This is a genomic window from Polaromonas sp. P4_F6, from assembly GCF_056401275.1.
Genome location: NZ_JBFUJQ010000015.1, coordinates 59388 through 84713 on the forward strand (window position 1 = coordinate 59388; position 25326 = coordinate 84713).

The 25326-nt window shown below is 63.7% G+C and carries 19 protein-coding genes and 2 tRNA genes; 2 read left to right on the top strand and 19 right to left on the bottom strand.

Annotated elements, in window-relative coordinates:
• Positions 1-65: 65 nt before the first annotated feature.
• Positions 66-1289, top strand: coding sequence for a XylR family transcriptional regulator (locus AC1DUN_RS23385; protein WP_477716070.1), 1224 nt, complete (start codon positions 66-68; stop codon positions 1287-1289).
• Between the two features lie 296 nt (positions 1290-1585).
• Entirely contained in the window at positions 1586-3253 is a 1668-nt protein-coding gene (locus tag AC1DUN_RS23390) for a phospholipase D-like domain-containing protein (protein WP_477716071.1), read from the top strand.
• 183 nt (positions 3254-3436) lie between these two features.
• Here AC1DUN_RS23390 and AC1DUN_RS23395 read toward each other — a convergent pair.
• From AC1DUN_RS23395 to AC1DUN_RS23485, 19 genes are all read right to left on the bottom strand, one after another.
• Positions 3437-3512 (bottom strand) — tRNA-Phe (locus AC1DUN_RS23395).
• Between the two features lie 58 nt (positions 3513-3570).
• Entirely contained in the window at positions 3571-4251 is a 681-nt protein-coding gene (locus tag AC1DUN_RS23400; protein ID WP_007863545.1) for a response regulator, read from the bottom strand.
• Between the two features lie 72 nt (positions 4252-4323).
• On the bottom strand, positions 4324-6648 hold the full coding sequence (locus AC1DUN_RS23405; protein ID WP_477716072.1) for a sensor histidine kinase: 2325 nt from the start codon (positions 6646-6648) through the stop codon (positions 4324-4326).
• Complete coding sequence (locus tag AC1DUN_RS23410) at positions 6645-7349, bottom strand: DUF4390 domain-containing protein (RefSeq protein WP_477716073.1); 705 nt, start codon at positions 7347-7349, stop codon at positions 6645-6647. The genes AC1DUN_RS23405 and AC1DUN_RS23410 overlap by 4 nt, the downstream gene beginning before the upstream one ends.
• On the bottom strand, positions 7300-8637 hold the full coding sequence (rsmB, locus tag AC1DUN_RS23415) for a 16S rRNA (cytosine(967)-C(5))-methyltransferase RsmB (RefSeq protein WP_477716074.1): 1338 nt from the start codon (positions 8635-8637) through the stop codon (positions 7300-7302). The genes AC1DUN_RS23410 and rsmB overlap by 50 nt, the downstream gene beginning before the upstream one ends.
• Before the next feature lie 144 nt (positions 8638-8781).
• Complete coding sequence (locus AC1DUN_RS23420) at positions 8782-10098, bottom strand: FCSD flavin-binding domain-containing protein (RefSeq protein ID WP_477716075.1); 1317 nt, start codon at positions 10096-10098, stop codon at positions 8782-8784.
• A gap of 15 nt (positions 10099-10113) precedes the next feature.
• The gene (locus tag AC1DUN_RS23425) at positions 10114-10437 is read right to left on the bottom strand and encodes a c-type cytochrome (protein ID WP_477716076.1); all 324 of its coding nucleotides are present in this window, start codon (positions 10435-10437) and stop codon (positions 10114-10116) included.
• A gap of 174 nt (positions 10438-10611) precedes the next feature.
• The gene (locus tag AC1DUN_RS23430) at positions 10612-11613 is read right to left on the bottom strand and encodes a M48 family metalloprotease (RefSeq protein ID WP_477716077.1); all 1002 of its coding nucleotides are present in this window, start codon (positions 11611-11613) and stop codon (positions 10612-10614) included.
• A 39-nt stretch (positions 11614-11652) separates the two neighbouring features.
• Entirely contained in the window at positions 11653-12246 is a 594-nt protein-coding gene (locus tag AC1DUN_RS23435) for a LemA family protein (RefSeq protein WP_477716078.1), read from the bottom strand.
• 244 nt (positions 12247-12490) lie between these two features.
• Entirely contained in the window at positions 12491-16711 is a 4221-nt protein-coding gene (gene rpoC, locus AC1DUN_RS23440; protein ID WP_477664155.1) for a DNA-directed RNA polymerase subunit beta', read from the bottom strand.
• Between the two features lie 28 nt (positions 16712-16739).
• Positions 16740-20852 carry a DNA-directed RNA polymerase subunit beta gene (gene rpoB / locus AC1DUN_RS23445; RefSeq protein WP_477664156.1) on the bottom strand — a complete coding sequence of 1371 codons (4113 nt, stop codon included), beginning with the start codon at positions 20850-20852 and terminating at the stop codon, positions 16740-16742.
• 377 nt (positions 20853-21229) lie between these two features.
• Positions 21230-21610, bottom strand: a complete 381-nt coding sequence (gene rplL, locus AC1DUN_RS23450; protein WP_007871345.1) for a 50S ribosomal protein L7/L12 — start codon at positions 21608-21610, stop codon at positions 21230-21232.
• 41 nt (positions 21611-21651) lie between these two features.
• Positions 21652-22167, bottom strand: a complete 516-nt coding sequence (gene rplJ / locus AC1DUN_RS23455; protein WP_007871341.1) for a 50S ribosomal protein L10 — start codon at positions 22165-22167, stop codon at positions 21652-21654.
• Positions 22168-22436: 269 nt separating this feature from the next.
• Positions 22437-23132 (bottom strand): 50S ribosomal protein L1, encoded by a 696-nt coding sequence (rplA, locus tag AC1DUN_RS23460; RefSeq protein WP_074580068.1) that lies wholly within the window; start codon positions 23130-23132, stop codon positions 22437-22439.
• Positions 23129-23563, bottom strand: a complete 435-nt coding sequence (rplK, locus tag AC1DUN_RS23465) for a 50S ribosomal protein L11 (protein WP_007871338.1) — start codon at positions 23561-23563, stop codon at positions 23129-23131. The genes rplA and rplK overlap by 4 nt, the downstream gene beginning before the upstream one ends.
• Before the next feature lie 143 nt (positions 23564-23706).
• The gene (gene nusG, locus AC1DUN_RS23470; protein WP_369751959.1) at positions 23707-24234 is read right to left on the bottom strand and encodes a transcription termination/antitermination protein NusG; all 528 of its coding nucleotides are present in this window, start codon (positions 24232-24234) and stop codon (positions 23707-23709) included.
• Between the two features lie 68 nt (positions 24235-24302).
• Positions 24303-24686, bottom strand: coding sequence for a preprotein translocase subunit SecE (secE, locus tag AC1DUN_RS23475; protein WP_477716079.1), 384 nt, complete (start codon positions 24684-24686; stop codon positions 24303-24305).
• Between the two features lie 134 nt (positions 24687-24820).
• Positions 24821-24896: transfer RNA gene (locus tag AC1DUN_RS23480), tRNA-Trp, on the bottom strand.
• A 17-nt stretch (positions 24897-24913) separates the two neighbouring features.
• Positions 24914-25326, bottom strand: a 413-nt coding sequence (locus tag AC1DUN_RS23485) for an EF-Tu C-terminal domain-related protein (RefSeq protein ID WP_477716080.1), incomplete at its 5' end; no start/stop codon positions are given.

Genomic DNA, 25326 nt, shown 5'->3' on the forward strand with positions numbered 1-25326 from the left:
GCGCGGCTTATGAAATTTCTTTCTGCATCGCAGCAATCGGCGCAATGTGCCAAGATCGGCCTTCCATGACCAAAAGCCCGACCTCGCGCCGGCCCGACCGGACCAGCGGCCCCGCAGTCCTGCGCGTGGCCCTGCTGTTCCACGCCAGCAAGGTCTATGACCGCGAGATCCTCATCGGCATCGGTGACTATGTGAAGCAGACGCGCGTGGCCTGGGACCTGTTCCTCGAGGAGGACTTCCGCTTTCGCCTCGATGGCATCCACGAGTGGGAAGGCGACGGCATCATCGCGGACTACGACGACCCCGCCGTCGCGCGGGCGCTCGCGGGCGCCCATGTGCCGGTCATCGCCATCGGCGGCTCCTATGAAGACCCCGCCTGCTACCCGGGACAGGTCCCCTACGTGGCCACCGACAACCAGCTGCTGGTGGCGCGCGCGCTGGAGCACCTGGTGGAAGCCGGCGTGACGCGCTTCGCCTGCTACAGCCTTCCGGAATCGCCGCTCAACCGCTGGGCGCAGGAACGCGAAAGGGCGTTCTCGGCATGGCTGCTGCGCAACGGCGCTTCAGGCGAAATTCACCGCGGCCTGGCCACCAGCGCCCCCACCTGGGGCAGCGCCACCAAGAAGCTGATCGACTGGCTGGACAGCCTGCCCAAGCCGATAGGCATCGTCGCCGTCACCGACGCGCGCGCGCGCCAGCTGCTGCAGGCCTGCATCGTCGCCAACATCGCGGTGCCCGACGAAGTGGCGATCATCGGCATCGACAACGATACGCTGGGGCAGCACCTCACCCGCATCGAGCTCAGTTCCGTGAGCCAGGGCACGGCCGAGATGGGCCGCCGCGCGGCGCAGCTGCTGCACCAGGCACTGAGCGGCTCGCCGGTGCGCGGCGCCCGCGTGGTGGTGCCGCCGGCCGAGGTGCACAGCCGGGCGTCGACCGCGCGCGACGTCCAGCACAGCCCGCCGGTGATGCGGGCGCTCTATTACATACGCCAGTACGCCTGCCAGGGCATCAAGACCGAGCAGGTGGCCGAGATGATGGGCATGTCGCGTTCGTCGCTGGAGATGTACTTCCGCCGGGACCTCAAGCGCTCCGTGCACGACCTGATCCTGCAGTGCAAGCTGGAGCACTGCTTCGAACTTCTGGCCCACACGGACACCGGCATCGCGGAGATTGCGCTGGCCTCGGGCTTTCGCTCGGTGCAATACCTGAACGCGGTGTTCCGGCGCGAGGTGGGCTCGACACCGGCGGTGTGGCGAGAGGCCAGGCAGGCCGTTGAGGCCCGTTGACCTGTGCATGCTGCGCACCATAGAAGGACTGGGGTTGAACAGCAGCCTGGGTAGCCGCGGAAACGGGGCCTTGCGGGACCTTGCGGGATTCAACGATAGCGCCTGAGCCGCTTTTGGCGTAGTGAGCGCCTGCCTCACGCTGTCGGAGGCGAGCTGGCAGGGCGCGGCAGAGCGAACCATCCAGGCTTCGCATCACATTGTTGGCAGTAATACCGTTTACAGCACGGAACTCCCCCATTAATCTTGTTGCACGAGCAGCGGAACCGGTAGTACATCGCGCAACGCACGGAGGGATCATGAAAGTCAAGGTCTATCACAATGGAGACGACACCTTCATCGCTTGGAAGCCAGAGGGCGAAGCCTTTGTCCCCGAGTGCCGCGGCTTTGCTCTTTTCCGCAAGCGCAATGGCGATGATGAGGTCGTGAGCACATGGGTTGGCTTCGAAGGGCAGAAGCACGACAAAGGCGAGCGACGATCCTCCACGAACTGGCCGATTCAAAAATACCAATGGACTGACTACATGGCGGTTGCCGGCGACGTCGTGCAGTACCGCGTGGTTCCAATGATCGGCCCAGACAAGAACAGCCTGCGGCCCGACTACTCCAGGGCGAGCGACTGGACGCCCGAACTAACGTTGTCCTCTGAATTTGGACCGGGGATCGAAGCCTATTTCAATCGAGGCATCGTGGCCTCCCAGTGGGTCTCCCGTCGGCTGGGTATCACGGCGACAGATCTGAAAACGCGCGAGCTAAAAGAAGTCATCGCGACAACAGGCGACCCCTTTCGCAACTATCTCTTTGGCCCACTAGGAGAACGGTTGTTCGAACTTCTCGAGTCGGCGCGGAAGGCAAAGGCGCACGTGTACGCAGCGCTCTATGAATTAGACGACGACCAGCTCGAAACGGCGCTCGAGAGGATGAGGAAGCGCGCCCATGTCGTTCTGGCCAATGGAAGCGTGAAGAAGAAGGGCGAGGACCAGAACAGTGAGGCGCGTAAGCGCTTGGCTGGAAAAATCGACCTCTTCGACCGCATGGTGTCCCCGCGCGCTCTGGGTCACAACAAGTTCCTCGTGATTTGCGAAGGCGAGTCACCCCGGTGGATATGGACCGGAAGCCAGAACTGGACCAAGACGGGCCTGTGCACTCAGGCAAACAATTCAATCCTGATCGATGATCCCAGGCTGGCAGCTCAATATGTGAAGCAGTGGGAACTGCTGCGCGACAGCGGGGCCGACAGCCCGACCGACCTGAAACAAAGCAACTCCACACCCCGGAACCGCGCGTATAAGCAAAAGGCCTCGTTGCAGCTGTGGTTCACGCCGACCATCGACCAAGTCGACCTGAAAGAAGCACGCAAGATCATCGCGGGCGCCAAGCAGGCCCTCCTCTTCCTGATGTTCAATCCGGGCCCTAGCGACACACTTTTGAACGCCATCATCACCCAGGCGCGCGCCAGCAACGCCGGCAAGCGCCTGTACATCAAGGGTGCGATCAACCAGGATCCCAGCACGACCAAAACCCCGGTTGAGCTTTTCGATCAAGCCAACTCCACCAAGGCGGACTACAGCATAGTGTTACCAGCCGCTATTGACGAAGCTACGGCATGGTTCGATCGGGAAATGAAGAAGCTAGCGGGGACCTTCGCGATGGTGCACAGCAAGGTCGTGGTGGTAGATCCCTTCGGCGCCAATCCTGTGGTGTTGACCGGCTCTCACAACTTAGGCCCGAAGGCAAGCGGCACGAACGACGAGAACCTCCTGATCCTGCGCAACATGCCGGACCTGGCAGCAGCCTACGCGACCAATATCATGTCGATTTATAACCAGTACCGCTGGCGATTCAGGACGCAAGGCCAGACGAAGTCCAAGAGATGGAACGGCCTGGTGGACCGCGACGACTGGCAAACCGGCTACCTCCAGCCTGGAAGCCGGGCGCGACGCGAGATCGACTTTTGGCTGGGATGAAGCGATTGGTGTTGAATTCCGTCGAAATCTGACCCGAGACGGCGACGGGCGATTTTGCGACCCGTGCGGCGAGATATCGAAGTTGTCACAGGGTACCTACTGGGTGTACCAAACCAAGGGGCTTGCGACGTCCCAGAATTGGAAAAGCCCCTGAATCCGTTAGGAATCAAGGGCTTGCGCATCTGGTGGCCTGGGGCGGAATCGAACCACCGACACAAGGATTTTCAATCCTCTGCTCTACCGACTGAGCTACCGGGCCTGAGCCTTAGATTATATATCACCCGCGGGGGGGTGCCCGGCAGGCCGGCCGCAAAAGCTCAGATGCCGCGTTTGCCGCGCGTGAGATCGACGCCCAGCTGCTTGAGTTTGCGGTACAGGTGGGTGCGCTCCAGGCCGGTTTTTTCGGCGACGCGGGTCATGGAGCCGCCTTCCTTGGCGAGGTGGAACTCGAAGTAGGCTTTCTCAAACTCGTCGCGCGCGTCGCGCAGCGGCTTTTCCAGCAGAAAGCTCTGCGTGGCCTGGGGACCCAGGTCAACGGGCGCCGGCAAGGTGCCACCGGTCATCACGGCTTCCACCGTGAGGTCGGCCAGGGGCATCGCGGAATTGTTGTTGAGGGCGGCCGGTTTGCGCGGGGAGGCCTTGCTCAGGCCCTGTTCAACGGCCTTGAGCAGTTTTTGCAGCGTGATGGGTTTTTCCAGAAAGGCCATGGCGCCAATCTTGGTGGCCTCGACGGCGGTGTCTATGGTGGCATGGCCGCTCATCATGATGACGGGCATGCTGAGCAGTCCGCTGGAGGACCATTCCTTGAGCAGCGTCACGCCGTCGGTGTCGGGCATCCAGATGTCCAGCAGCACCAGGTCGGGCCTGGAGCGCCCGCGTGCGGCGCGGGCCTGCGCCGCGTTTTCTGCGAGCTCGACCTGATGCCCTTCGTCATTGAGAATTTCTGAGAGAAGGTCGCGTATGCCCAGCTCGTCGTCGACCACCAGAATATTTGCCATGATTGAATTGCTGCCTGCCTGTTGTTGCGATGCCGTGCGGATCTTGAAATCGAAGTGTTACTGAATGTGTTGTTAAGCCACAACTGCAAATGATAACGACACTTGCGCACCTTGCACGGCGCCGTCCACTACGCGGTTGGAAATATCGATGCGCGCGCCGTGCTCGTCGGCGATTTTTTTGACTACCGCCAGCCCCAGCCCCGTGCCCTTGACCTTGGTGGTGACGTAGGGCTCGAAGGCGCGCTTGAGGATGTGCTCGGGGAAACCGGTGCCCTTGTCGCGCACGCTCAGGCGCACGCGCTTGGAGGCCTCGGAGTATTCGGTCTTGAGGGTGACGAGCGCGCCCTCCTTGCCTTCCTGGGCGTCCTGCGCATTTTGCAGCAGGTTGTGGATGACCTGGCGCAACTGCTGGGCATCACCCTGGATCAACGGGGCCTTGGGGTCGAGTTCGGTGACGACGGGCACTGCCGCCGCGGCATCGCTGCGCCGCCCGCCATGGCCGTCGCTGTGGTTGTCGTGCAGGTAGAGCTGCATGACGTCGGCGACCAGGGCATTGAGGTCCACGGGTTTGAGCTCGGCGGCGGGCAGCCGGGCGTAATCGCGGAACTCGTTGACCAGCCGCTTCATGGCGTCGACCTGGTCCACGATGGTCTTGACGGATTTGGTGAGCAGCAGCTGCTCGGCCTCGCCGACCTTGCCGGTGAGCTTCATTTCCAGGCGCTCGGCCGACAGCTGTATGGGCGTGAGCGGGTTCTTGATCTCATGGGCCAGCCTGCGCGCCACCTCGCCCCAGGCCTGGGCGCGCTGGGCCGAAACCATTTCGGAGATGTCGTCGAACACCAGCAGGAATTCCTCGGTGCCGGGCATCTTGGCGCCGCGCGCGATCAGCGTGATGGCGTTGTCGGGCGCGCCGGGCATGGCGGCGTTGAGCTCGAACGACTGCTGCCAGTGCTCCAGCCCGTGCGGCGCGGCGTCGCTGAGGTAGTCGGCGAACTGGGCCAGCACATCCTTGGCGAACACGCCCAGCCCCGGCACCTCGCCGAGCGACTGGCCGTGGTAGGCCGCCAGCGGCGCGCGCAGGATGCGTGTGGCGCCCGGATTGCTGGACTGGATGCGGCCGCGCACGTCCAGCACGATGACGCCGGCCGTGAGGTTGTCCAGGATGGTCTGCAGGTTGGCGCGCGCCGCGTCGACCTGGCTCATGCTGTGCTGCACCGCCGTGCGGGCATCGGACAGCTGCTGCGTCATGTCGGCAAAGGAGCGCGTGAGCCCGCCGAGCTCGTCCTTGCCTTGCAGCGCCGCCTTGGGCGTGAGGTCGCCCTGGGCCACCTGGCGCACGCCTTCAGCCAGCACCAGCAGCGGCTTGGCCAGCTGGTTGCCCAGCAGCACCGCCAGCAGCACCGCGCCGAACACGGCCAGGAACAGGCTGAGCGTGAGTGTGCCTATGTACATTTTGCGCAGGCCGCCGCGCGCCAGCGCGCGCTCCTGGTATTCGCGGTTGGCTTCCTGGACGGCGACAGCATTGGCCACCAGGCCTTCAGGCAGCAACTGGGTCACCTGCAAAAAGCGCGCGTCGCCCAGCACATTCACATTCGGGCTGTTGACCACCGCGACGGCCTTGACACGCGGCGCGTTGCCGGCATTGGCCGGCGGGCCGCTGGCGCCCGCCGTCAGTTCCCCGTTGCCGGCGGACACCACCTCGTCCAGGCCCTCGATCTGCGTGACGACGCGCTGCGTGCGGGCGCTGCGCAGCTGCTGCACCGAGGGCCGCTCGGGCTTGAGCAAGAAGCGCGAGTCGCCGGCGCTGGCGATCACCTGGCCGGAGGGGCTCCAGAGCACCACGTCGCTGGCCTGCAGCTGGTCGCGCAGGCGCTCCAGCGCCAGGCCCGCCATGGCGTCGGGCGTTTCGGCGATCTGCGTGGCGGCCTGCCGCGTCTTGTTGCCGAGGTCGGCGGCCAGGGTGTCCAGCGTGGCGCGGCCCAGGTTCAGGCCGGCGGCCAGGGCGCCCTCGACTTCGACGTCGAACCAGCTTTCGATGGAGCGCGAGACGAACTGGTAGGACACCACGTAAATCATCAGGCCCGGCGCCAGGCCGACCAGCGCGAAGATGGCGGCGAGCTTGACCAGCAGGCGGCTGCCAAAGCGGCCGCGGCGCAGGCGCAGCAACAGGCGCACGATGATCCAGCCGATGACCAGCAGCAGCAGGCCGGCCACCGCGATGTTGAGCACCAGCAGCAGCGCGTAGTTGCGTTCGTAGAGCTCGCGGTTGCCGGTGGCCTGCGTCAGCAAGAACATCAGCACCAGGCCCAGCGCCACGATGGTGCCTATGCCGACACCGACCGTCCAGCGAAACGCCTTGCTGCTCTTGAGGGAGCCGCCGCTGACCTGCAGGTTCACTTGGTGGCCTCGGTTCCTGGGGCCGCGGGGGCGGCCTGGGGCGCGGCGGGCTCCAGCCTGAGCTTATCCTTGACCTGCGCGGAAATATTCCAGTCCCGCTGGCCCGCCACGCCGATCTGGAAGGGCCGCGGCAACTGGGATAGATCCAGCCTGAAGTTGAAGTCCAGCTTGTACGAGGAATCCGGCTCCACGTCGCCGGCTTCAGCAATCTTCCAGCGGGCCACGCGCTGGATGGCCGAAAGGGCGTCGGACAGGGTTTCGTAATTCTGGTTCAGGGTGGCGCGCAGGCCGGAGGAGCTGGTGATCAGCCCGGACGCGATATTGACGCGCCAGCGGCGGGTCAGCGGCTGGTAGGCCAGGCGTATGGTGCGGGCGGTACTGGCCACGCGCGGGTCGGTCCAGTACCAGCGATCCCGGTAGATATCGGCCTCGGCCACAAAAAACAGCGGGATGCCCTTAAGCAGGGCGTCTTCGACCACCGGCGGAAGGTCGAAGCGGACCAGGGCGGACAGGTGCACGCCGTCGTCACCGCGCTCCACGCGCAGCTGCGTGATCTCCGTGGCCGAGGCCGGCGCGCTCGCCCAGGCCAGCAGCATGCACAGGCAGGCCCCCAGCAGCCAGCGCGCGACGGCATGCCCCGGCCGCCAACAGTCAGTGGCCGCTTTTTTCAAGGAGTGCGTAATAGAAACCGTCGTGCTCACGCATCAAATTGTCCGGGAAGACCGTCGCTTCCACGCCACTTTGCGGGAGCAAATGCCCCGGCGAGGGCCTTAATAGGGCGCCGGTGTGGTGCGTAAGAAACGTTTGTATCTGCTTGTCGCCTTCCGCGCGAAAAACCGAGCAGGTGCAGTACAGCAGGCGCCCGCCGGGTTTGAGCAGGGGCCAGAGCGTCTGGAGCAGCTTGGCCTGGATGGCGGCCAGCTGGGCGACGTCGGTGGGCCGGCGCAGCCAGCGCACGTCGGGGTGGCGCCGCACGATGCCGGAGGCGGTGCAGGGGGCGTCCAGCAGGATGCCGTCGTAAAGCCGGCCGTCCCACCAGCCGTCCGGCTGGCCGGCGTCGCCCACGCGGACCTCGGCCTGCAGGCCCAGGCGCAGCAGGTTTTGCCCCACGCGCTCGCAGCGGCGAGGGTCAATGTCCAGCGCCGTCACCTCGCAATCGGCCAGTTCCAGCAGGTGGGCGGTTTTGCCGCCCGGGGCGGCGCAGGCGTCGAGGATGTTGAGCCGGGCAGCGCCCTCGCCCGCTTGGGCCAATTCCTGCAGCAGCAAGGGCGCCGCCAGCTGCGCGGCGGCATCCTGCACCGAAAAATGCCCCTCGGCAAAGCCGGGCAGGCTGGGCACGGGGCGCGCCGCGGCCAGGACCACGCCGTGCCGGCCCACCGGCGAGGCGTCTATCCCGGCCGCCGCCAGCGCCTGCAGGTAGCCGCCCTGCGTCGTTTTGCGCTCATTGACGCGCAGGATCAGCGGCGCGCGGCTGTTGTTGGCCTGCAGCACGGCCTGCCACTGCCCGGGATGGTCCTTGCGCACACGGTCTATCCACCACTGCGGGTGGTTCCAGACCGCTTGCGGGCTTTTTTCGGTGCGCGCCACCAGTTCCTCGCGCTCGCGCAGGAAGCGGCGCAGGCAGCCATTGATAAAGCTGGCCTGGTGCCGGGTGGCGTCGCCGAGTTTGGCGGCCTCGACGGCCTGGTCGACCAGGGTATGGGAGGTGTAAGGCGCGCCCTCCTCTGTCCAGATCAAGGCCAGCGCCACGCACAGCAGGGCGTCGGCCTCGGGCGGCGGCGGGCGGCGGGCCAGCTGCTGGCGCAAGGCCTCGGCGCGGCCCAGCCAGCGCAGCGTGTGAAAGCCCAGCGACTGCACGCCGGGCCGCAGCGCGGCGTCAATGTCTTCAAGCGCGGCGGTCATGGACTGGCCGTCGCGCACGGCCATCAGCAGGGAAGCGGCTCCTTGCAGCTGGCGCCACAGGGGGACTTGGGTCGGGTTGTCTTGCATCGGAGTATTAGATCAGCCCCCACGGTCGCTCACTGCGTGTAGCTCCCTGCCCCCCGAGGGGGCCGCTGCGCCTGCGGCCCGGCAAAGCCGGTTCCGCGGCCCCTGCTTGCATTTCAGAGTTGCCAGCGAGACCCGTCGAGGCGCTCAGGCCAAGGTGTCCGCCCAGATGTTGCTGGCCCAGTTCAGCGCGTAAACGCCTTCCAGTTCGGTCGGCCCGGTGCTGACGCCGCCCGAGCCGGCAACGGCCTTGAAGGTTTTTTCGGCGGCCACGTATTCATGCACGCTGGCCACGTGGATCACGTTCTTGTTGTCGACAAAGCTGTAGCAGGTGTTGGTCAGCATGGGCGCCGGGTTCACATCCCAGCCAGAGAGCTGGGCCACGATGGCGGCGGCGGCCACCTTGCCGTGGTTGTTGGCCATATGCCCGCTCTTGGGCATGGCCGGCGCCACCTGGATGGAGTCGCCGAGCACATGCACATCCTTGGCGGCGGTGGACTCGAAGGTCAGGTAGTTGACGCCGCACCAGCGGTTGTTGGCCTGGTTGTTCAGGCCCGCCTGCACGGCGATGCTGCCGGCGCGCATCGCGGGCAGCACGTTGAGCACATGGGCCTTGACGTCGTCCTGCACGTCGAACCTGATGATGCCGGCCTTGGCGTCCACCGCCGTGGCCTTGTGCTGGCCTCGGTATTCAACAATGCCCTTGTACTGCTCGGCCCAGACCTTTTTGAACAGCGGGCCCTTGGAGGTCACGTCAGGATTCGCGTCCAGGATCAGCACCTTGCTGCGCGGCTTGGCGGCCTTGAAGTAGCCGGCGATGACCGAAGCGCGTTCGTAAGGGCCGGGCGGGCAGCGGTAAGGCGCTTCGGGAATCGTGATGGCGTAGACGCCGCCATCGGGCATGGCTTCGAGCTGGCGGCGCAGCGCCACGGTTTCGGCGCCGGCCTTCCAGGCCTGCAGCACCTGGCCGGAGGCATTGGCCTCCTTGAGGCCGTCTATGCTGCCGAACATCAGTTCCACGCCGGGCGAGACCACCAGCTTGTCGTAGGCGATGGTGGCACCGCGGGCCAGCGTGACGGTTTTCTTCGCGGTGTCTATGGCGCTGGCGTAGTCCTTCACCACGGTGATGCCGTGGGCGCGCGACAAGCCCGCGTAGGAAGTCGTGAGGTCGGCGATCTGCTTGCCGCCGCTGAGCACCAGGTTGGAGATGGGGCAGGAAATGAAAGCATCCTGCGGCTCGATCAGCACCACGTCGATCTGGTGGTCGGACAGCAGGCGCACATATTTGGCGGCGGTGGCGCCGCCGTAGCCGCCGCCTATCACCACCACCTTGGCCCTGGACGGAACCGCGGTGCTGGCGCAACCGGCCAGCCCGAGCAAGCCCAGGGCGGCCGTGGACTGCAGCAAGGAGCGGCGCTTCAGGCCGGCCGGGGAGGCGGAAGGGGATTGAAGAAAGGTGTTCATGGTGTTCTTTCGTCCTTACTTCTTTTGCGCGGCAAAGTAGCCGGCCAGCGACTCGATCTGCGCGTCGTTAAAGCCCTTGCTGATCTGGTGCATCACGGTGGCCGGCCGCGTGCCGGCCTTGAAGGCGTTCATCTGCGCGACGATGTAGCCCTTGTCCAGGCCCGCCAGCGAGGTGACCTGGGAACCCTCTACCACCTTGCCGTTGGTGCCGTGGCAGTTGGCACAGGTGGCGGCCAGGCTCTTGGTGTAGAGGGCTTCCTTGCTTTGCGCCTGGGCCAGGGGGCCGAGGGCGAGGCAAAGCAGCGGCAGGGCGAGCCTGGCGAGTCGTGGGATTCTCATGGGTTTTTCTCCTGGCGTGTTCAAACGCCGGTTGCATATTCAACTGACAATTTAACGCGGTGCCCCCGGCACCCAATAGGGAGTATCCAGTACTTTGGCGCGGCGCGTCATGCCGGCGTTCCAAGCATTGCGCACGTGCTTAGAACCTGTTTGTCCGTGGCCCCGCCTGCCGCGTCAAAAAATCGCATCGGGCCGCGTCGCCAGCCCGTCCTGCGTGGACAGCGCACCCATGGGCCTGCCGTAGATCTGCAGGATGCGCTCCGCAAGCGGCGGGTGGCTGGCAAACCAGCGCCCCCTGTCGCTGGCATCGACCAGCAGCATGTGCTGCACGGCAGGGTGCAGGCTGCGCGCGGGCGCCATGCCCTGCGCCTCCTCGCCGGCCACCTTGCGCAGCACGCCGCCCAGGCCTTCGCGGCTGCGCGTGAACTGCACGGCGCGCGCGTCGGCCAGGAACTCGCGCTGGCGCGAGATCGCTGCCTTGAGCGCGCGCCCCGCCAGCCAGCCCAGCGAACCGCTGACCAGGATGGGGAAACCGGGCAAGGCGAGAAAAGAGCGCTGGCCGTTCGCGTCGGCGCTGCACATGCTGCGACCCAGATTGAAAATCATCTCCAGCCCGAACACCATGCCCGCCAGCCGCATGTTCAGGCGCGTGTCACCTTCGCGCAGGTGGCTCAGTTCGTGGGCCACCAGGCCTTGCAGTTCGTCGCGCGTGAGCTTGTCGAGCGCGCCCTGCGTGACGGCGATGACGGCGTCGTCCTCGCTCCAGCCCGCGGCGAAGGCATTGATCGCATCCATGCGCGGCAGCACCATGGCCAGGGGCGGCTTCATGCTGGCGGCAATGGCCAGCTCGTCCACGATGTTGCAGAGCTTGTGTTCGGCCTCCCGGCTGGCGGGCCAGGCCTCACGCGCGCCCACGCGGCGCGCCAGCGCTTCGCCGCCGCTGCTGAGCGCGGAGGTCTCCAGCCACCAGCCGCCCAGCACAAACAGCAAGGTGACCGAGGTGTTGACGCTGAAGAAATAAGCCGGGTAGCCGCTAAAGCCCGGTGTCACCAGCCGCCAGGCCAGGGCCAGCGCGCCATTGACGCCCAGCAACAGCGCCACCAGGGTCAGGGCGAAGAGCAACAGCAGCCGCAGTGTCTGGGCGCGGGCAGTTTCCTGCCGTTCAAAAAAACGCATCAGCAGCGGACCGGAAAAGAGCGGACCATCTGATGGCCACTACATTTGAATACGTACAGCCTGCCGCTCGGCATCATTCTCGGTCGCGCGCAGCATGGCCGAGGGCGCGAAGCCAAAAGTGCGTGCAATCAGCACGGCCGGGAACTGGCCCTGCGCATTGTTGTAGTCGAGCACGGCGTCGTTATAGGCCTGGCGCGCGAAGCCGACCTTGTTTTCGGTGCTCGTGAGTTCTTCGCTGAGTTCACGAATCGTCTGGTCGGCCTTGAGCTCGGGATAAGCCTCGGCCACCGCGAAAAGGCGTCCCAGGCTGCCATCGAGCGACTGCTCGGCGGCAGCCAGCGCGGTCACGGCGCCGGCATTGGCGGGCCGGCTGCGCACGGCATCGCTGGCGCTGCGCGCCTGGTTGCGCGCCAGCATCACGGCCTCCAGCGTGCTTTGCTCGTGCTGCAGGTATTTCTTGGCGGCTTCCACCAGGTTGGGAATCAGGTCGTAACGGCGCTTGAGCTGCACGTCAATCTGGCCGAAGGCATTGGCGATGACGTTTTTGTGCCGCACCAGCCGGTTGTAGGCGCCCACGGCCCAGAAAACCAGCAGGGCAAACACGACGATGGCGACAAGCGTACTGAGAGACATGGGGCTCCTAGGTGCGGGGATCCCGTAAACCGGGAAACAGGCGGACAGGCGGACAGGCGAACAGGCGAACAGGCGAACAGGCCGGAAGACTGCCGCGAGGTTAACTGCTTTTGGGCCGGATCGGCAAGCCGGCCGTCCACCCGCTGTGGCGCCCGCACGGCAGGCGCCCCAAAAAAAAGGCCCCACACCTTTGCAGGGTGTGGGGCCTGGCGCCTTTCAGGGCGCCGCGAGCTTGCCGGCGGGCTTACTCGGACGCGGCGCTGTCGCCACCGGTTTCAGCCGCGGCGGGCATGGCTTCCAGTTCGGCGGCTTCGGCTTCGGCGATGGCACGGCGCTCGGCGTCGTCCATCTGGTCCTTGGCCTTGCGTGCCTCGTGGTAGGCCATGCCGGTGCCGGCAGGGATCAGGCGGCCGACGATCACGTTCTCCTTGAGGCCGCGCAGCTCGTCGCGCTTGCCCATGATGGCAGCCTCGGTGAGCACGCGGGTGGTTTCCTGGAAGGAAGCCGCGGAGATGAACGAATCGGTCGACAGCGAAGCCTTGGTGATACCGAGCAGCAGGTTGCTGTAGGTAGCCGGGACCTTGCCTTCGGCGCGCAGGGCGTCGTTGCTGTCCAGCATGGCGGAACGCTCGACCTGCTCGCCGGCGATGTAGCTGGAGTCGCCGACATTTTCAACGACCACGCGGCGCAGCATCTGGCGAACAATCACTTCAATGTGCTTGTCGTTGATCTTCACGCCCTGCAGGCGGTAAACGTCCTGCACTTCGTCGACGATGTAGCGGGCCAGCTCTTCCATGCCCAGCAGGCGCAGGATGTCTTGCGGGTCGGCCGGGCCGTCCACAATCGATTCGCCCTTGTTGACCACCTGGCCTTCGTGCACCAGGATGTTCTTTTCCTTGGGGACCAAGTCTTCCCAGACCTTGCCGTCGGGATCGGTGATCTGCAGGCGAACCTTGCCCTTGGTCTCCTTGCCGAAGGACACGGTGCCGGTCATCTCGGCCAGCGTACCCTTGTCTTTCGGCGTACGGGCTTCGAACAACTCGGCCACACGCGGCAGACCGCCGGTAATGTCGCGGGTCTTCTGGCCTTCGATGGGGATACGGGCCAGCACTTCGCCGGGACCCACGTCCTGGCCGTCGCGCACCTGGACCAGCGCGCCCACCTGGAAGCCGATGGTCACCGAGTGGTCGGTGCCGGGGATCTTGACTTCGTGGCCGGAGGCGTCAATCAGCTTGACCTGCGGACGGATCACCTTGGTGGCGCCGCGGCGTTTCGGGTCGATCACCACCAGGGTGGACAGGCCCGTCACATCGTCGACCTGCTTGGCCACCGTCACGCCTTCTTCCACATTCTCGAAGGCCACCTTGCCGGCGAACTCGGTAATGATGGGGCGCGTCAGCGGATCCCAGTTGGCCAGGATGGCGCCGGCCTTGATGGTCTGGTCGGCCTTGACGGTCAGCGTGGCGCCGTAAGGCACCTTGTGGCGCTCGCGCTCGCGGCCGTGCTCGTCGTGGATGATGATTTCGCCGGAGCGGGCGATCACGACCAGCTCGCCCTTGCTGTTGGTCACATAGCGCATGGGCGCGTTGAAGCCGATCACGCCGTTGGACTTGGCCTCGACGCTGGAAGCGATGGCCGCGCGCGACGCGGCGCCGCCGATGTGGAAAGTCCGCATCGTCAGCTGGGTGCCGGGCTCGCCGATCGACTGGGCGGCGATGATACCGACCGCCTCGCCGATGTTGATCAGGCCGCCGCGGCCCAGATCGCGGCCGTAGCACTTGGCGCACAGGCCGAAGCGGGTTTCGCAGGTCAGCGCGGTGCGCACCTTGACTTCGTCCACGCCGGCCGCTTCGAGCTCCTCGATCAGGTCTTCGTCCAGCATAACGCCGGCCTTGACCAGCACCGAGCGGTTCTCGGGGTGCAGCACGTCTTCGACCGAGGTGCGGCCGAGGATACGGTCGCGCAGCGATTCGATGACTTCACCGCCTTCGACGATGGCGCGCATGAGCGAGCCTTCCTGGGTGCCGCAATCCTCTTCGGTCACGACCAGGTCCTGCACCACGTCGCACAGGCGGCGCGTGAGGTAGCCGGAGTTGGCGGTTTTCAGCGCCGTGTCGGCCAGGCCCTTACGGGCGCCGTGGGTGGAGATGAAGTACTCCAGCACGTTCAGGCCTTCGCGGAAGTTGGCGGTGATCGGCGTTTCGATGATGGAGCCGTCGGGCTTGGCCATCAGGCCGCGCATACCGGCCACCTGGCGAATCTGCGCGGCGGAACCGCGAGCGCCCGAGTCGGCCATCATGTAGATGGAGTTGAAGGACTCCTGCTCGACTTCCTTGCCGTTGCGGTCGATGACCTTCTCTTTCGAGAGCTGGGACATCATCACCTTGGACACTTCGTCGCCGGACTTGCCCCAGATGTCCACCACCTTGTTGTAACGCTCGCCGGAGGTCACCAGGCCCGAGACATACTGCTGCTCGATCTCTTTGACTTCCTTCTGGGCGCGCGCAATGATGGCGGGCTTTTCCTTGGGGATCAGCATGTCGTCGATGCAGATCGAGATGCCGGCCTTGGTCGCCAGGCGGAAACCCGACTGCAGCAGCTTGTCGGCGAACACCACGGTCTCTTTCAGGCCGCACTTGCGGAAGGACACGTTGATGAGCTTGGAGATTTCCTTCTTCTTCAACGCCTTGTTGATGTTGGAGAAAGGCAGTCCCTTGGGCAGGATCTCGGAGAGCAGCGCGCGGCCGCCGGTGGTTTCCCACAGCTTGGTCGAGGGCACGAACTCGCCGGTGGCCTTGTCCTTGGTGTACTCGGTCAGGCGCACGCTGATGCGGGCGTTCAGGTCGAGCTCACCCGCGTCGAACGCGCGGCGGACTTCACCGGTGTCCGAGAACACCAGACCTTCGCCCTTGCCGTTGGTGCGGTCGCGGGTCGTGTAGTACAGGCCCAGCACAACGTCCTGCGAAGGAACGATGGAGGGCTCGCCGTTGGCGGGGAACAGGATGTTGTTCGAAGCCAGCATCAGGGTGCGGGCTTCCATCTGCGCTTCCACCGACAGCGGCACGTGGACAGCCATCTGGTCACCGTCGAAGTCGGCATTGAAGGCCGAGCAGACGAGCGGGTGCAGCTGGATGGCCTTGCCTTCGATCAGGATGGGCTCAAAGGCCTGAATACCCAAACGGTGCAGCGTAGGCGCACGGTTCAGCATCACGGGGTGTTCCTTGATGACCTCTTCCAGGATGTCCCACACCACCGGCGTGCCGGATTCGACTTCCTTCTTGGCTGCCTTGATGGTCGTGGCAATGCCGCGCGATTCGAGCTGCGCGAAGATGAAGGGCTTGAACAGTTCCAGCGCCATCAGCTTGGGCAGGCCGCACTGGTGCAGCTTGAGCGTCGGGCCCACGGTGATCACGGAACGGCCGGAGTAGTCGACGCGTTTGCCCAGCAAGTTCTGGCGGAAACGACCCGACTTGCCTTTGATCATGTCGGCCAGCGACTTCAGCGCGCGCTTGTTGGCGCCCGTCATGGCCTTGCCGCGGCGGCCGTTGTCCAGCAGCGAGTCGACGGCTTCCTGCAGCATGCGCTTTTCGTTGCGCGCGATGATTTCAGGGGCCTTCAGCTCCAGCAGGCGGCGCAGGCGGCTGTTGCGGTTGATGACGCGGCGATACAGGTCGTTCAGGTCGGAGGTCGCGAAGCGGCCGCCGTCCAGCGGCACCAGCGGACGCAGGTCCGGCGGCAGCACGGGCAGCACGTCCAGCACCATCCAGCCCGGCTTGATGCCGGACTTCTTGAACGCTTCCATCAATTTCAAACGCTTGGCGTTTTTCTTGATCTTGATTTCGGAGCCGGTCAGGTCGTTGCGCAGCTTCTCGATTTCGACGTCCAGGTCCAGCCCTTCGAGCAGGTCCTTGATGCCTTCGGCGCCCATCTTGGCGGTGTATTCATCACCGTATTCCTTGCGCTTGGCGTCGTAGTCGTCTTCCGACATGATGCTGAACTTCTTCAGCGGGGTCATGCCGGGGTCGGTCACCACGTATGCTTCAAAGTACAGCACGCGTTCGATGTCGCGCAGCGTCATGTCGAGCACCAGGCCCAGGCGCGACGGCAGCGACTTCAGGAACCAGATGTGCGCGCACGGCGCGGCCAGGTCGATGTGACCCATGCGCTCGCGGCGGACCTTGGTCTGCGTGACTTCAACGCCGCACTTCTCGCAGATGACACCGCGGTGCTTCAGGCGCTTGTACTTGCCGCACAGGCACTCGTAGTCCTTGATCGGGCCAAAGATCTTGGCGCAGAAAAGACCGTCGCGCTCGGGCTTGAAAGTGCGGTAGTTGATGGTTTCAGGCTTCTTGACTTCGCCGAAAGACCACGAACGGATCTTCTCGGGCGAGGCCATGCCGATCTTGATGGCATCGAAATGCTCATCCGGCGTGAATTGCTTGAACAGGTCGAGTAACGATTTCATGAGTTAAATCCTTTTCTTTCCTGTTGAATTAGCTGCGTTCCAGCTCGATGTCGATACCGAGCGAACGGATTTCCTTGACCAGCACGTTGAACGACTCGGGCATGCCCGCCGTGATCGCGTGCTCGCCCTTGACGATGCTCTCGTACACCTTGGTACGGCCTTGCACGTCGTCGGACTTGACGGTGAGCATTTCCTGCAGCGTGTAGGAGGCGCCATAGGCTTCCAGCGCCCAGACCTCCATCTCGCCGAAACGCTGTCCACCGAACTGCGCCTTGCCGCCCAGGGGCTGCTGCGTGACCAGGCTGTAGGGGCCGGTCGAGCGGGCGTGCATCTTGTCGTCCACCAGGTGGTGCAGCTTCAGGACGTGCATGTAGCCGACCGTCGTGGTGCGCTCGAACTGGTCGCCCGTGCGGCCGTCGTACAGCTGGGCCTGCGTGCGCGTCGCCGTCAGGCCCTTGGCCTTGGCGATCTCGTCCGGGTAGGCCAGCTTGAGCATGGTCATGATGTCTTCTTCCGAAGCGCCGTCGAACACCGGCGTCGCGAAGGGCACGCCGCTGGCCAGGTTGCCGGCCATCTCGAGCACGTCGGTATCCGACAGCTTGGCCAGGTCTTCACCGCGGCCCGACTTGTTGTACAGCGTTTCCATGAACTTGCGCAGCTCGGCCACCTTGGCTTCGGCCTGCAGCATGTCGCCGATACGCTGGCCCAGGCCCTTGGCGGCCCAGCCCAGGTGGACTTCAAGCACCTGGCCCACGTTCATGCGCGAAGGCACGCCCAGCGGGTTCAGCACGATGTCGCACGGCGTGCCGTCGGCCATGTAGGGCATGTCTTCGACCGGAACGATCTTGGACACCACACCCTTGTTGCCGTGGCGGCCGGCCATCTTGTCGCCGGGTTGCAGGCGGCGCTTGACGGCCAGGTAGACCTTGACCATCTTGAGCACACCGGCCGGCAGTTCGTCGCCCTGCGTGAGCTTCTTGCGCTTCTCTTCGAAAGCCAGGTCGAAGCTGTGGCGCGTCTGCTCCATGGCGTTCTTCACGCTTTCGAGCTGCGAAGCCACTTCGTCGTCCGCCGGGCGGATGTCGAACCAGTGGTACTTCTCGACGTCTGCCAGGTAGGCCTTGTCGATCTTGCTGCCCTTGGCGAGCTTTTTCGGGCCGCCGTTGGCAACCTTGCCGACGAGCAGCTTTTCGATACGGTCGAACGCGTCGGCCTCGACGATGCGCAGCTGGTCGTTCAGGTCCAGGCGGAAGCGCTTGAGTTCGTCGTCGATGATCTGCTGGGCGCGCTTGTCGCGAACAATGCCTTCACGGGTGAAGACCTGCACGTCGATCACGGTACCCTGCGAGCCCTGGCTCACGCGCAGCGAGGTGTCTTTCACGTCGCTGGCTTTTTCGCCGAAGATGGCGCGCAGCAGTTTTTCTTCCGGCGTCAGCGTGGTCTCGCCCTTGGGCGTGACCTTGCCGACCAGCGTGTCGCCCGGCTGGACTTCGGCGCCGACATAAATAATGCCGGACTCGTCGAGGCGGTTGAGTTGCTGTTCGGACAGGTTCGGGATGTCGCGCGTGATTTCTTCGGAGCCCAGCTTGGTGTCGCGGGCCATCACGACGAGTTCTTCGATGTGGATCGAGGTGTAGCGGTCTTCGGCCACCACGCGCTCGGAAATCAGGATCGAATCCTCGAAGTTGTAGCCGTTCCAGGGCATGAAAGCCACCAGCATGTTCTGGCCCAGGGCCAGCTCGCCGATGTCCGTCGATGCGCCGTCGGCGATCACGTCACCCTTGGCCAGCTTGTCGCCCATCTTGACGATGGGGCGCTGGTGGATGTTGGTGTTCTGGTTGGAACGCTGGTACTTGATCAGGTTGTAGATGTCCACACCGACTTCGCCGGCCAGGGCTTCCGCGTCGTTGACGCGCACCACGATGCGGGTGGCGTCGACGTAGTCGACCACGCCGCCGCGATTGGCCGTCACCACGGTGCCGGAGTCGACCGCGGAAACACGCTCGATGCCGGTGCCGACGAAGGCCTTCTCGGGACGCAGCACAGGCACGGCCTGGCGCTGCATGTTGGCGCCCATCAGCGCGCGGTTGGCGTCATCGTGCTCCAGGAAGGGCACCAGCGAAGCGGCGACCGAGACGATCTGCGCGGGCGACACGTCCATGTACTGGATGCGCTCTGCGCCGACCAGCACGGACTCGCCGTTTTCACGGGCGGACACCAGGTCGCCGGTCAGCTTGCCGGATTCGTCCAGCGCGGCATTGGCCTGGGCGATCACGTACTTGCCTTCTTCGATGGCCGACAGGTAGTCGATCTGGTCGGTGATCTTGCTGTCCACCACACGGCGGTACGGGGTTTCGATGAAACCGTACTCGTTGAGGCGGGCATACAGGGCCAGCGAGTTGATCAGGCCGATGTTCGGGCCTTCGGGCGTTTCAATCGGGCAGACGCGGCCGTAATGGGTCACGTGCACGTCGCGCACCTCGAAGCCTGCGCGTTCGCGGGTCAAACCGCCCGGGCCAAGGGCCGAAACACGGCGCTTGTGGGTGATCTCGGACAGCGGGTTGGTCTGGTCCATGAACTGCGACAGCTGCGATGCGCCGAAGAATTCCTTCAGAGCGGCGGAGATCGGCTTGCTGTTGATCAGGTCGTGCGGCATCAGGGGCTCTTGCTCGGCCTGGCCCAGGCGCTCCTTCACGGCTTTTTCGATACGTGCCAGGCCGGTGCGGTACTGGTTCTCGGCGAGTTCGCCGACGCAGCGCACGCGGCGGTTGCCGAGGTGGTCGATGTCATCGACTTCGCCGTTGCCGTTGCGCAGATCGACCAGGATCTTGACCACGGCGAGGATGTCCTCGTTGGTCATGACCATGGGGCCGGTGGAAGAATCGCGGCCGACGCGGGCGTTGAACTTCATGCGGCCCACGCGCGAGAGGTCGTAGGTGTCCGGGTTGTAGAACAGGCGCTGGAACAGGGCCTGCACCGCGTCTTCCGTCGGCGGCTCGCCGGGGCGCATCATGCGGTAGATGGCGACACGGGCGGCGAACTCGTCGGCCGTTTCGTCGGCGCGCAGGGTTTGCGAGATGTACGCGCCCTGGTCGAGTTCGTTGGTGTACAGCACCTGCAGGTCCTGCACGCCGGCCGCGCGCAGCTTCTTGAGCAGCACTTCGGTCAGCTCGTCGTTGGCCTTGGCGATGATTTCACCGGTTTCGGCGTCAACGATGTTCTTGGCGACCACGCGGCCGACCAGGAAGTCTTCCGGCACGCTGATGGTGGTGGTGTTGCTTTGCTCGAGTTCACGCGTGTGGCGAACCGTGATGCGCTTGTCCTTCGCGACCACGACCTTGCCGTTCTTGTCGGTGATGTCGAAACGCGCCACTTCGCCGCGCATGCGCTCGGCGACGAATTCCATCTGCGCGCCGCTGTCCATCAGGCGGAAGTTGTCGAACACGAAGAAGTTCGCGAGGATGGATTCCGGGTTCAGGCCGATGGCCTTGAGCAGGATGGTGACCGGCATCTTGCGGCGGCGGTCGACGCGGAAATACAGCACGTCCTTCGGGTCGAATTCGAAGTCGAGCCAGGAGCCGCGGTAAGGGATGATGCGGGCGGAGAACAGCAGTTTGCCCGAGCTGTGGGTTTTACCCTTGTCATGCTCGAAGAACACGCCGGGCGAGCGATGCAACTGGGACACGATCACGCGTTCGGTCCCGTTGATCACGAAAGAGCCCTTGTCGGTCATCAGGGGCACTTCGCCCATGTAGACTTCCTGCTCTTTCACTTCCTTGACCACCTTGGACTGCGACGTGGAGGATTCGCGGTCGTAAATGATCAGCTGCACCTTGGCACGCACGGCCGAGGCGAAGGTGAGTCCACGGGTCTGGCACTCGCGCACGTCGAAGGCGGGCTTGGCCAGGTTGTACTCGATGAATTTCATCTCGACAAAACCATTGTGCGAGACGATGGGGAATGCGTTGTCAAACGCCGCCTGCAGGCCTTCGATGGTGCGCTTCTGGGGCGCGCGGTCGGCTTGCAGGAACGCTGTGTACGCGTCTTTCTGCATTTGCAGCAAATAGGGAACAGTCAACACGCTTTCGCGGTTGCCGAAGCTTTTGCGGATGCGTTTACGTTCGGTGTAGGAATAGGCCATGAGTTCTCCGCGTTGATGGGCTCTGGCGACTCTCGTGCCCGGATACACCACGTATCCAGGCAGCTTGGTGGTTGGCCACTACCAACCATGGCGGACGGCGACGCATTGCACGTCACCCGAACCAAGGCGTTTTCTGCAGTCGGGGTCAGAAAACACTGGAAAGCAGACGGTTTAAGTCTGCTTTCCAGTGTTTCTACAAAACACTGGTCAGGCGGTAGGCTTGCCAGGATTCGGAGAATCCTGGCAGGCTGCAGGCCTGCCAGTTTTCGAAGAAAACTGAAAAAAGGACGATTTCAATTCTCTTTTCAGTGCGCTCCTTGAAGCACGAAAGGCTGGAAGCCCGACTACGGTCTTCCAGCCTTCTCGAACACCAAGAATTACTTGAGTTCGACTTTCGCGCCGGCTTCTTCGAGCTTCTTCTTGGCGGCTTCTGCGTCGGCCTTGGGAGCGCCTTCCTTGACGTTCTTCGGAGCGCCGTCCACCAGGTCCTTGGCTTCTTTCAGGCCCAGACCGGTGATTTCGCGCACGGCCTTGATGACCGACACCTTGTTTGCGCCGGCTTCGAGCAGCACGACGTTGAAGTCGGTCTTCTCTTCAGCAGCAGCTGCACCGCCGCCACCGCCGCCGCCGGCAGCGGGAGCAGCCATGGCGGCTGCGCTCACGCCAAATTTCTCTTCGATGGCTTTCACCAGGTCGTTGAGTTCGAGGACCGTCATGCTATCCAGCGCGGTCAGAAATGCGTCTTTATCGAATGCCATTTTGATTTCCTAAAAAAGTTGGGTAATTACGCTGCCAGTGCTTAGGCTGCTGCGGGGGCTTCGGCTGCGCCGCCACCCTTTTTCGCCGCCAGGGCGCCCAGCACAACGGCCGTACGCGACATGGGCGACATCAGCAAGCCACACACCTGGGCCAGCAGCACTTCCTTGGAAGGGATGTTGGCCAGTTGCTTCACGCCGTTCACGTCCAGGGTCTTGCCACCGAATGCACCACCGCGAATGACCAGCTTGTCGTTGGTCTTGGCGAAGTCAGATACCACTTTCGCGGCAGCTACTGCATCTGTGGAAAAGCCGTAGATCAGCGGACCGGTCATCTGGTCGGACACGACTTCGAATGCGCTACCGGCCACGGCACGGCGAGCCAGGGTGTTCTTCAGAACACTCAGGGTCACGCCTTTGTCGCGGGCTTGGCTGCGCAGACGGGTCATGTCGGCGACCGTGATACCACGGTATTCCGCCATCACGAGCGTTTGAGCTTTAGCGGCGAGGCCGGTCACTTCATCAATGACGGCTTGTTTCTCACTGCGGTTGAGACTCAAGGTCTACTCCTTAAAAATGTGCCGTCGGGTGATGGCCTGCTCGCGCCGGCCTTCAACCCTTCAACACGCTCATGTTCAGCGACCAACTGTTTTCAGATTCTTTGCAAAACCATTCAAGCAGCGGGACCGCCATCTGCGTTGGCTGTCTTTCGATTAAGCGGCGAGCCCAAAAAGCCTGCCGCGCCAACGGTCTTGGATGACCTGCCGGAGAGAACCCCGGCAGCCCACCACATCGGGCAGCCCTTGCGGGGCCGCCCAAATTTTCGCGATTACGCTGCGATGGTTTGCGTGTCGACGCGAACGCCCACACCCATCGTCGACGAAACCGCCACTTTCTTCAGGTACACGCCCTTGCTCGAAGCCGGCTTGGCTTTTTGCAGCGCGTCGATCAGCGCAGCCAGGTTGCCCTGCAGCTTGGCCGTGTCGAACGAGCGGCGGCCGATGGTGCCGTGCACGATACCGGCCTTGTCGACGCGGAACTGGACCTGGCCAGCCTTCGCGTTCTTGACGGCGGTGGCGACATCAGGCGTCACGGTGCCGACCTTGGGGTTGGGCATCAGGCCGCGGGGGCCGAGCACCTGGCCCAGGGTACCCACGATGCGCATGGCATCGGGGGAGGCGATCACCACGTCGAAGTCCATCTTGCCGGCCTTGATTTCGGCGGCCAGATCGTCCATGCCGACGATGTCGGCGCCGGCGGCCTTGGCTTCTTCAGCCTTGGCGCCTTGTGCGAACACAGCCACACGCTTGGTCTTGCCGGTACCGTTGGGCAGAACAACCGCGCCGCGAACGACCTGGTCGGACTTCTTGGCGTCGATGCCGAGCTGCACAGCCACGTCGATGGACTCATCGAATTTGGCGACGGCGAACTCTTTCACAAGGCCCAGGGCCTCGGGCAGCGCGTACAGCTTGTTGCTGTCGATTTTGTCGCCAATGGTTTTTTGACGTTTGGTCAGCTTGCTCATACAACACCCTCCACCGACACACCCATGGAACGGGCCGTACCGGCAATCGTGCGAACTGCTGCGTCGAGGTCAGCAGCCGTCATGTCTTTCATTTTGGTCTTGGCGATTTCTTCCAGCTGTGCGCGGGAAATCTTGCCAACCTTCACCGTGTGCGGCGTGGACGAACCCTTGTCGAGCTTGATGGCCTTTTTGATCAGAACGCCTGCAGGAGGCGTCTTGATCACAAAGGTGAAGCTCTTGTCGGCAAATGCCGTGATCACCACGGGCAGTGGCAGACCTGGCTCGACACCCTGGGTCTGCGCATTGAATGCCTTGCAGAATTCCATGATGTTCAGGCCGCGCTGACCGAGCGCAGGGCCGATCGGGGGGGACGGGTTGGCCTTACCAGCTGGCACTTGCAGCTTGATGAAGCCGACGATTTTTTTCGCCATACTTTTCTCCTTGCGGGTCATAACGCCTGGGCGCCGCCATCAAGGCAGGCCCGGGCTCCCCGGGGGTTACACAACTCAAAAACAGTCCCTGGGGACCGTTTCGCGCCGAGTTGCAAGGCGCGAAATCAAACGCCGGACCGAAATTACGTCTTTTCGATCTGGCTGAATTCCAGTTCCACGGGCGTGGCGCGGCCGAAAATCGTGACCGACACACGCACCTTGTTCTTGTCGTAGTTGACCTCTTCCACCGTGCCATTGAAGTCGGTGAACGGGCCGTCCTTGACGCGCACATATTCGCCGGCCTCGAACTCCACCTTGTGGCGAGGCTTCTCGGTGCCGACCTGCATCTGGCTGACGATCTTCTGGACGTCTTCTTCAGAGATGGGCGCCGGGCGGTTCTTGGCGCCGCCGACAAAACCGGTCACCTTGTTGGTGTGCTTCACCAGGTGCCAGGTTTCGTCATCCATGACCATTTCGACCAGGACGTAGCCCGGGAAAAAGCGGCGTTCCGTCGTCTTTTTCTGGCCGTTCTTGATTTCAACCACTTCTTCGGTGGGCACCAGGAAACGGCCGAACTTGGACTGCATGCCCGCGCGGTTGATGCGTTCGACGATATTGCGCTCGACCGCTTTTTCCATACCGGAGTAGGCATGGACGACATACCACTGCATGCCTGGCGTCGGCGTGAGGGACGTACCCGCCGCCACTTCGCTGACTACCGTGCCATTCAGATCGCTCATTATCGTTTCCATCCCAGGATCAGGTCGTAAAACACCCACTCGAGCGTCTTGTCCGTAAACCACAAAAAGAGCGCCATGATCACCACAAAACCGAACACATAGGCCGTCATCTGGATGGCCTCCCTGCGGGCAGGCCAGACAACCTTCCTGACTTCGCGCCAGGAATCGCGGCCGAAAGCCACGAACTGTTTACCCGGCTCGGACAGCAAGAACACCGCAACGGCCGCCGCCAGCCCAAGGACCAGAGCGCCCCACTGGACCACCTGGCCTTGTTTGGCCAGCAGGTAAAAGCCCGCCAATGAAGCCAGCACCAGAGCAACGGCCGCGCCCAGCTTGGCCTTGTCGGCGCTGGTACTGACGGTTTCAACTTGAGAAGTGGCCATGGTCGGCGGATTTCCTGTTCAATCTTCGGGCGCCTTTTCAGACGCTTAAGCCCACCTGGAGTTTTGACTCCCGGCGGGCCTTGCTTTTTAACTTTTCAAACCACCCTCAGCGCTGATACACATCAACCATCAGGTGGCAGGGGCAGTAGGAATCGAACCTACAACCTTCGGTTTTGGAGACCGACGCTCTGCCAATTGAGCTATACCCCTCCATCAAACCTCACAAATCAGGCAATGATCTTGGCCACGACGCCGGCGCCGACGGTCTTGCCGCCTTCACGGATGGCGAAGCGCAGGCCTTCTTCCATGGCGATCGGGTTGATCAGCTTGACGGTGATCGACACGTTGTCGCCTGGCATGACCATTTCCTTGCCTTCTGGCAACTCGATCGCACCGGTCACGTCCGTCGTGCGGAAGTAGAACTGGGGACGGTAGTTGTTGAAGAAAGGCGTGTGGCGGCCGCCCTCGTCCTTGCTCAGAACGTAGATCTCGCCGGTGAAGTGCGTGTGCGGCTTGATGGAGCCGGGCTTGCACAGCACCTGGCCGCGCTCGACGTCTTCACGCTTGGTGCCGCGCAGCAGGATACCGACGTTGTCGCCGGCCTGGCCCTGGTCCAGCAGCTTGCGGAACATTTCCACGC

Bases quoted from the DNA above. Each gene is read 5' to 3' on its own strand.
- AC1DUN_RS23385 (WP_477716070.1), top strand. From the start codon at position 66: ATGACCAAAAGCCCGACCTCGCGCCGGCCCGACCGGACCAGCGGCCCC.
- AC1DUN_RS23390 (WP_477716071.1), top strand. From the start codon at position 1,586: ATGAAAGTCAAGGTCTATCACAATGGAGACGACACCTTCATCGCTTGG.
- AC1DUN_RS23400 (WP_007863545.1), bottom strand. From the start codon at position 4,251: ATGGCAAATATTCTGGTGGTCGACGACGAGCTGGGCATACGCGACCTT.
- rsmB (WP_477716074.1), bottom strand. From the start codon at position 8,637: ATGCAAGACAACCCGACCCAAGTCCCCCTGTGGCGCCAGCTGCAAGGA.
- AC1DUN_RS23420 (WP_477716075.1), bottom strand. From the start codon at position 10,098: ATGAACACCTTTCTTCAATCCCCTTCCGCCTCCCCGGCCGGCCTGAAG.
- AC1DUN_RS23425 (WP_477716076.1), bottom strand. From the start codon at position 10,437: ATGAGAATCCCACGACTCGCCAGGCTCGCCCTGCCGCTGCTTTGCCTC.
- AC1DUN_RS23430 (WP_477716077.1), bottom strand. From the start codon at position 11,613: ATGCGTTTTTTTGAACGGCAGGAAACTGCCCGCGCCCAGACACTGCGG.
- AC1DUN_RS23435 (WP_477716078.1), bottom strand. From the start codon at position 12,246: ATGTCTCTCAGTACGCTTGTCGCCATCGTCGTGTTTGCCCTGCTGGTT.
- rpoC (WP_477664155.1), bottom strand. From the start codon at position 16,711: ATGAAATCGTTACTCGACCTGTTCAAGCAATTCACGCCGGATGAGCAT.
- rpoB (WP_477664156.1), bottom strand. From the start codon at position 20,852: ATGGCCTATTCCTACACCGAACGTAAACGCATCCGCAAAAGCTTCGGC.
- rplL (WP_007871345.1), bottom strand. From the start codon at position 21,610: ATGGCATTCGATAAAGACGCATTTCTGACCGCGCTGGATAGCATGACG.
- rplA (WP_074580068.1), bottom strand. From the start codon at position 23,132: ATGAGCAAGCTGACCAAACGTCAAAAAACCATTGGCGACAAAATCGAC.
- rplK (WP_007871338.1), bottom strand. From the start codon at position 23,563: ATGGCGAAAAAAATCGTCGGCTTCATCAAGCTGCAAGTGCCAGCTGGT.
- nusG (WP_369751959.1), bottom strand. From the start codon at position 24,234: ATGCAGTGGTATGTCGTCCATGCCTACTCCGGTATGGAAAAAGCGGTC.
- secE (WP_477716079.1), bottom strand. From the start codon at position 24,686: ATGGCCACTTCTCAAGTTGAAACCGTCAGTACCAGCGCCGACAAGGCC.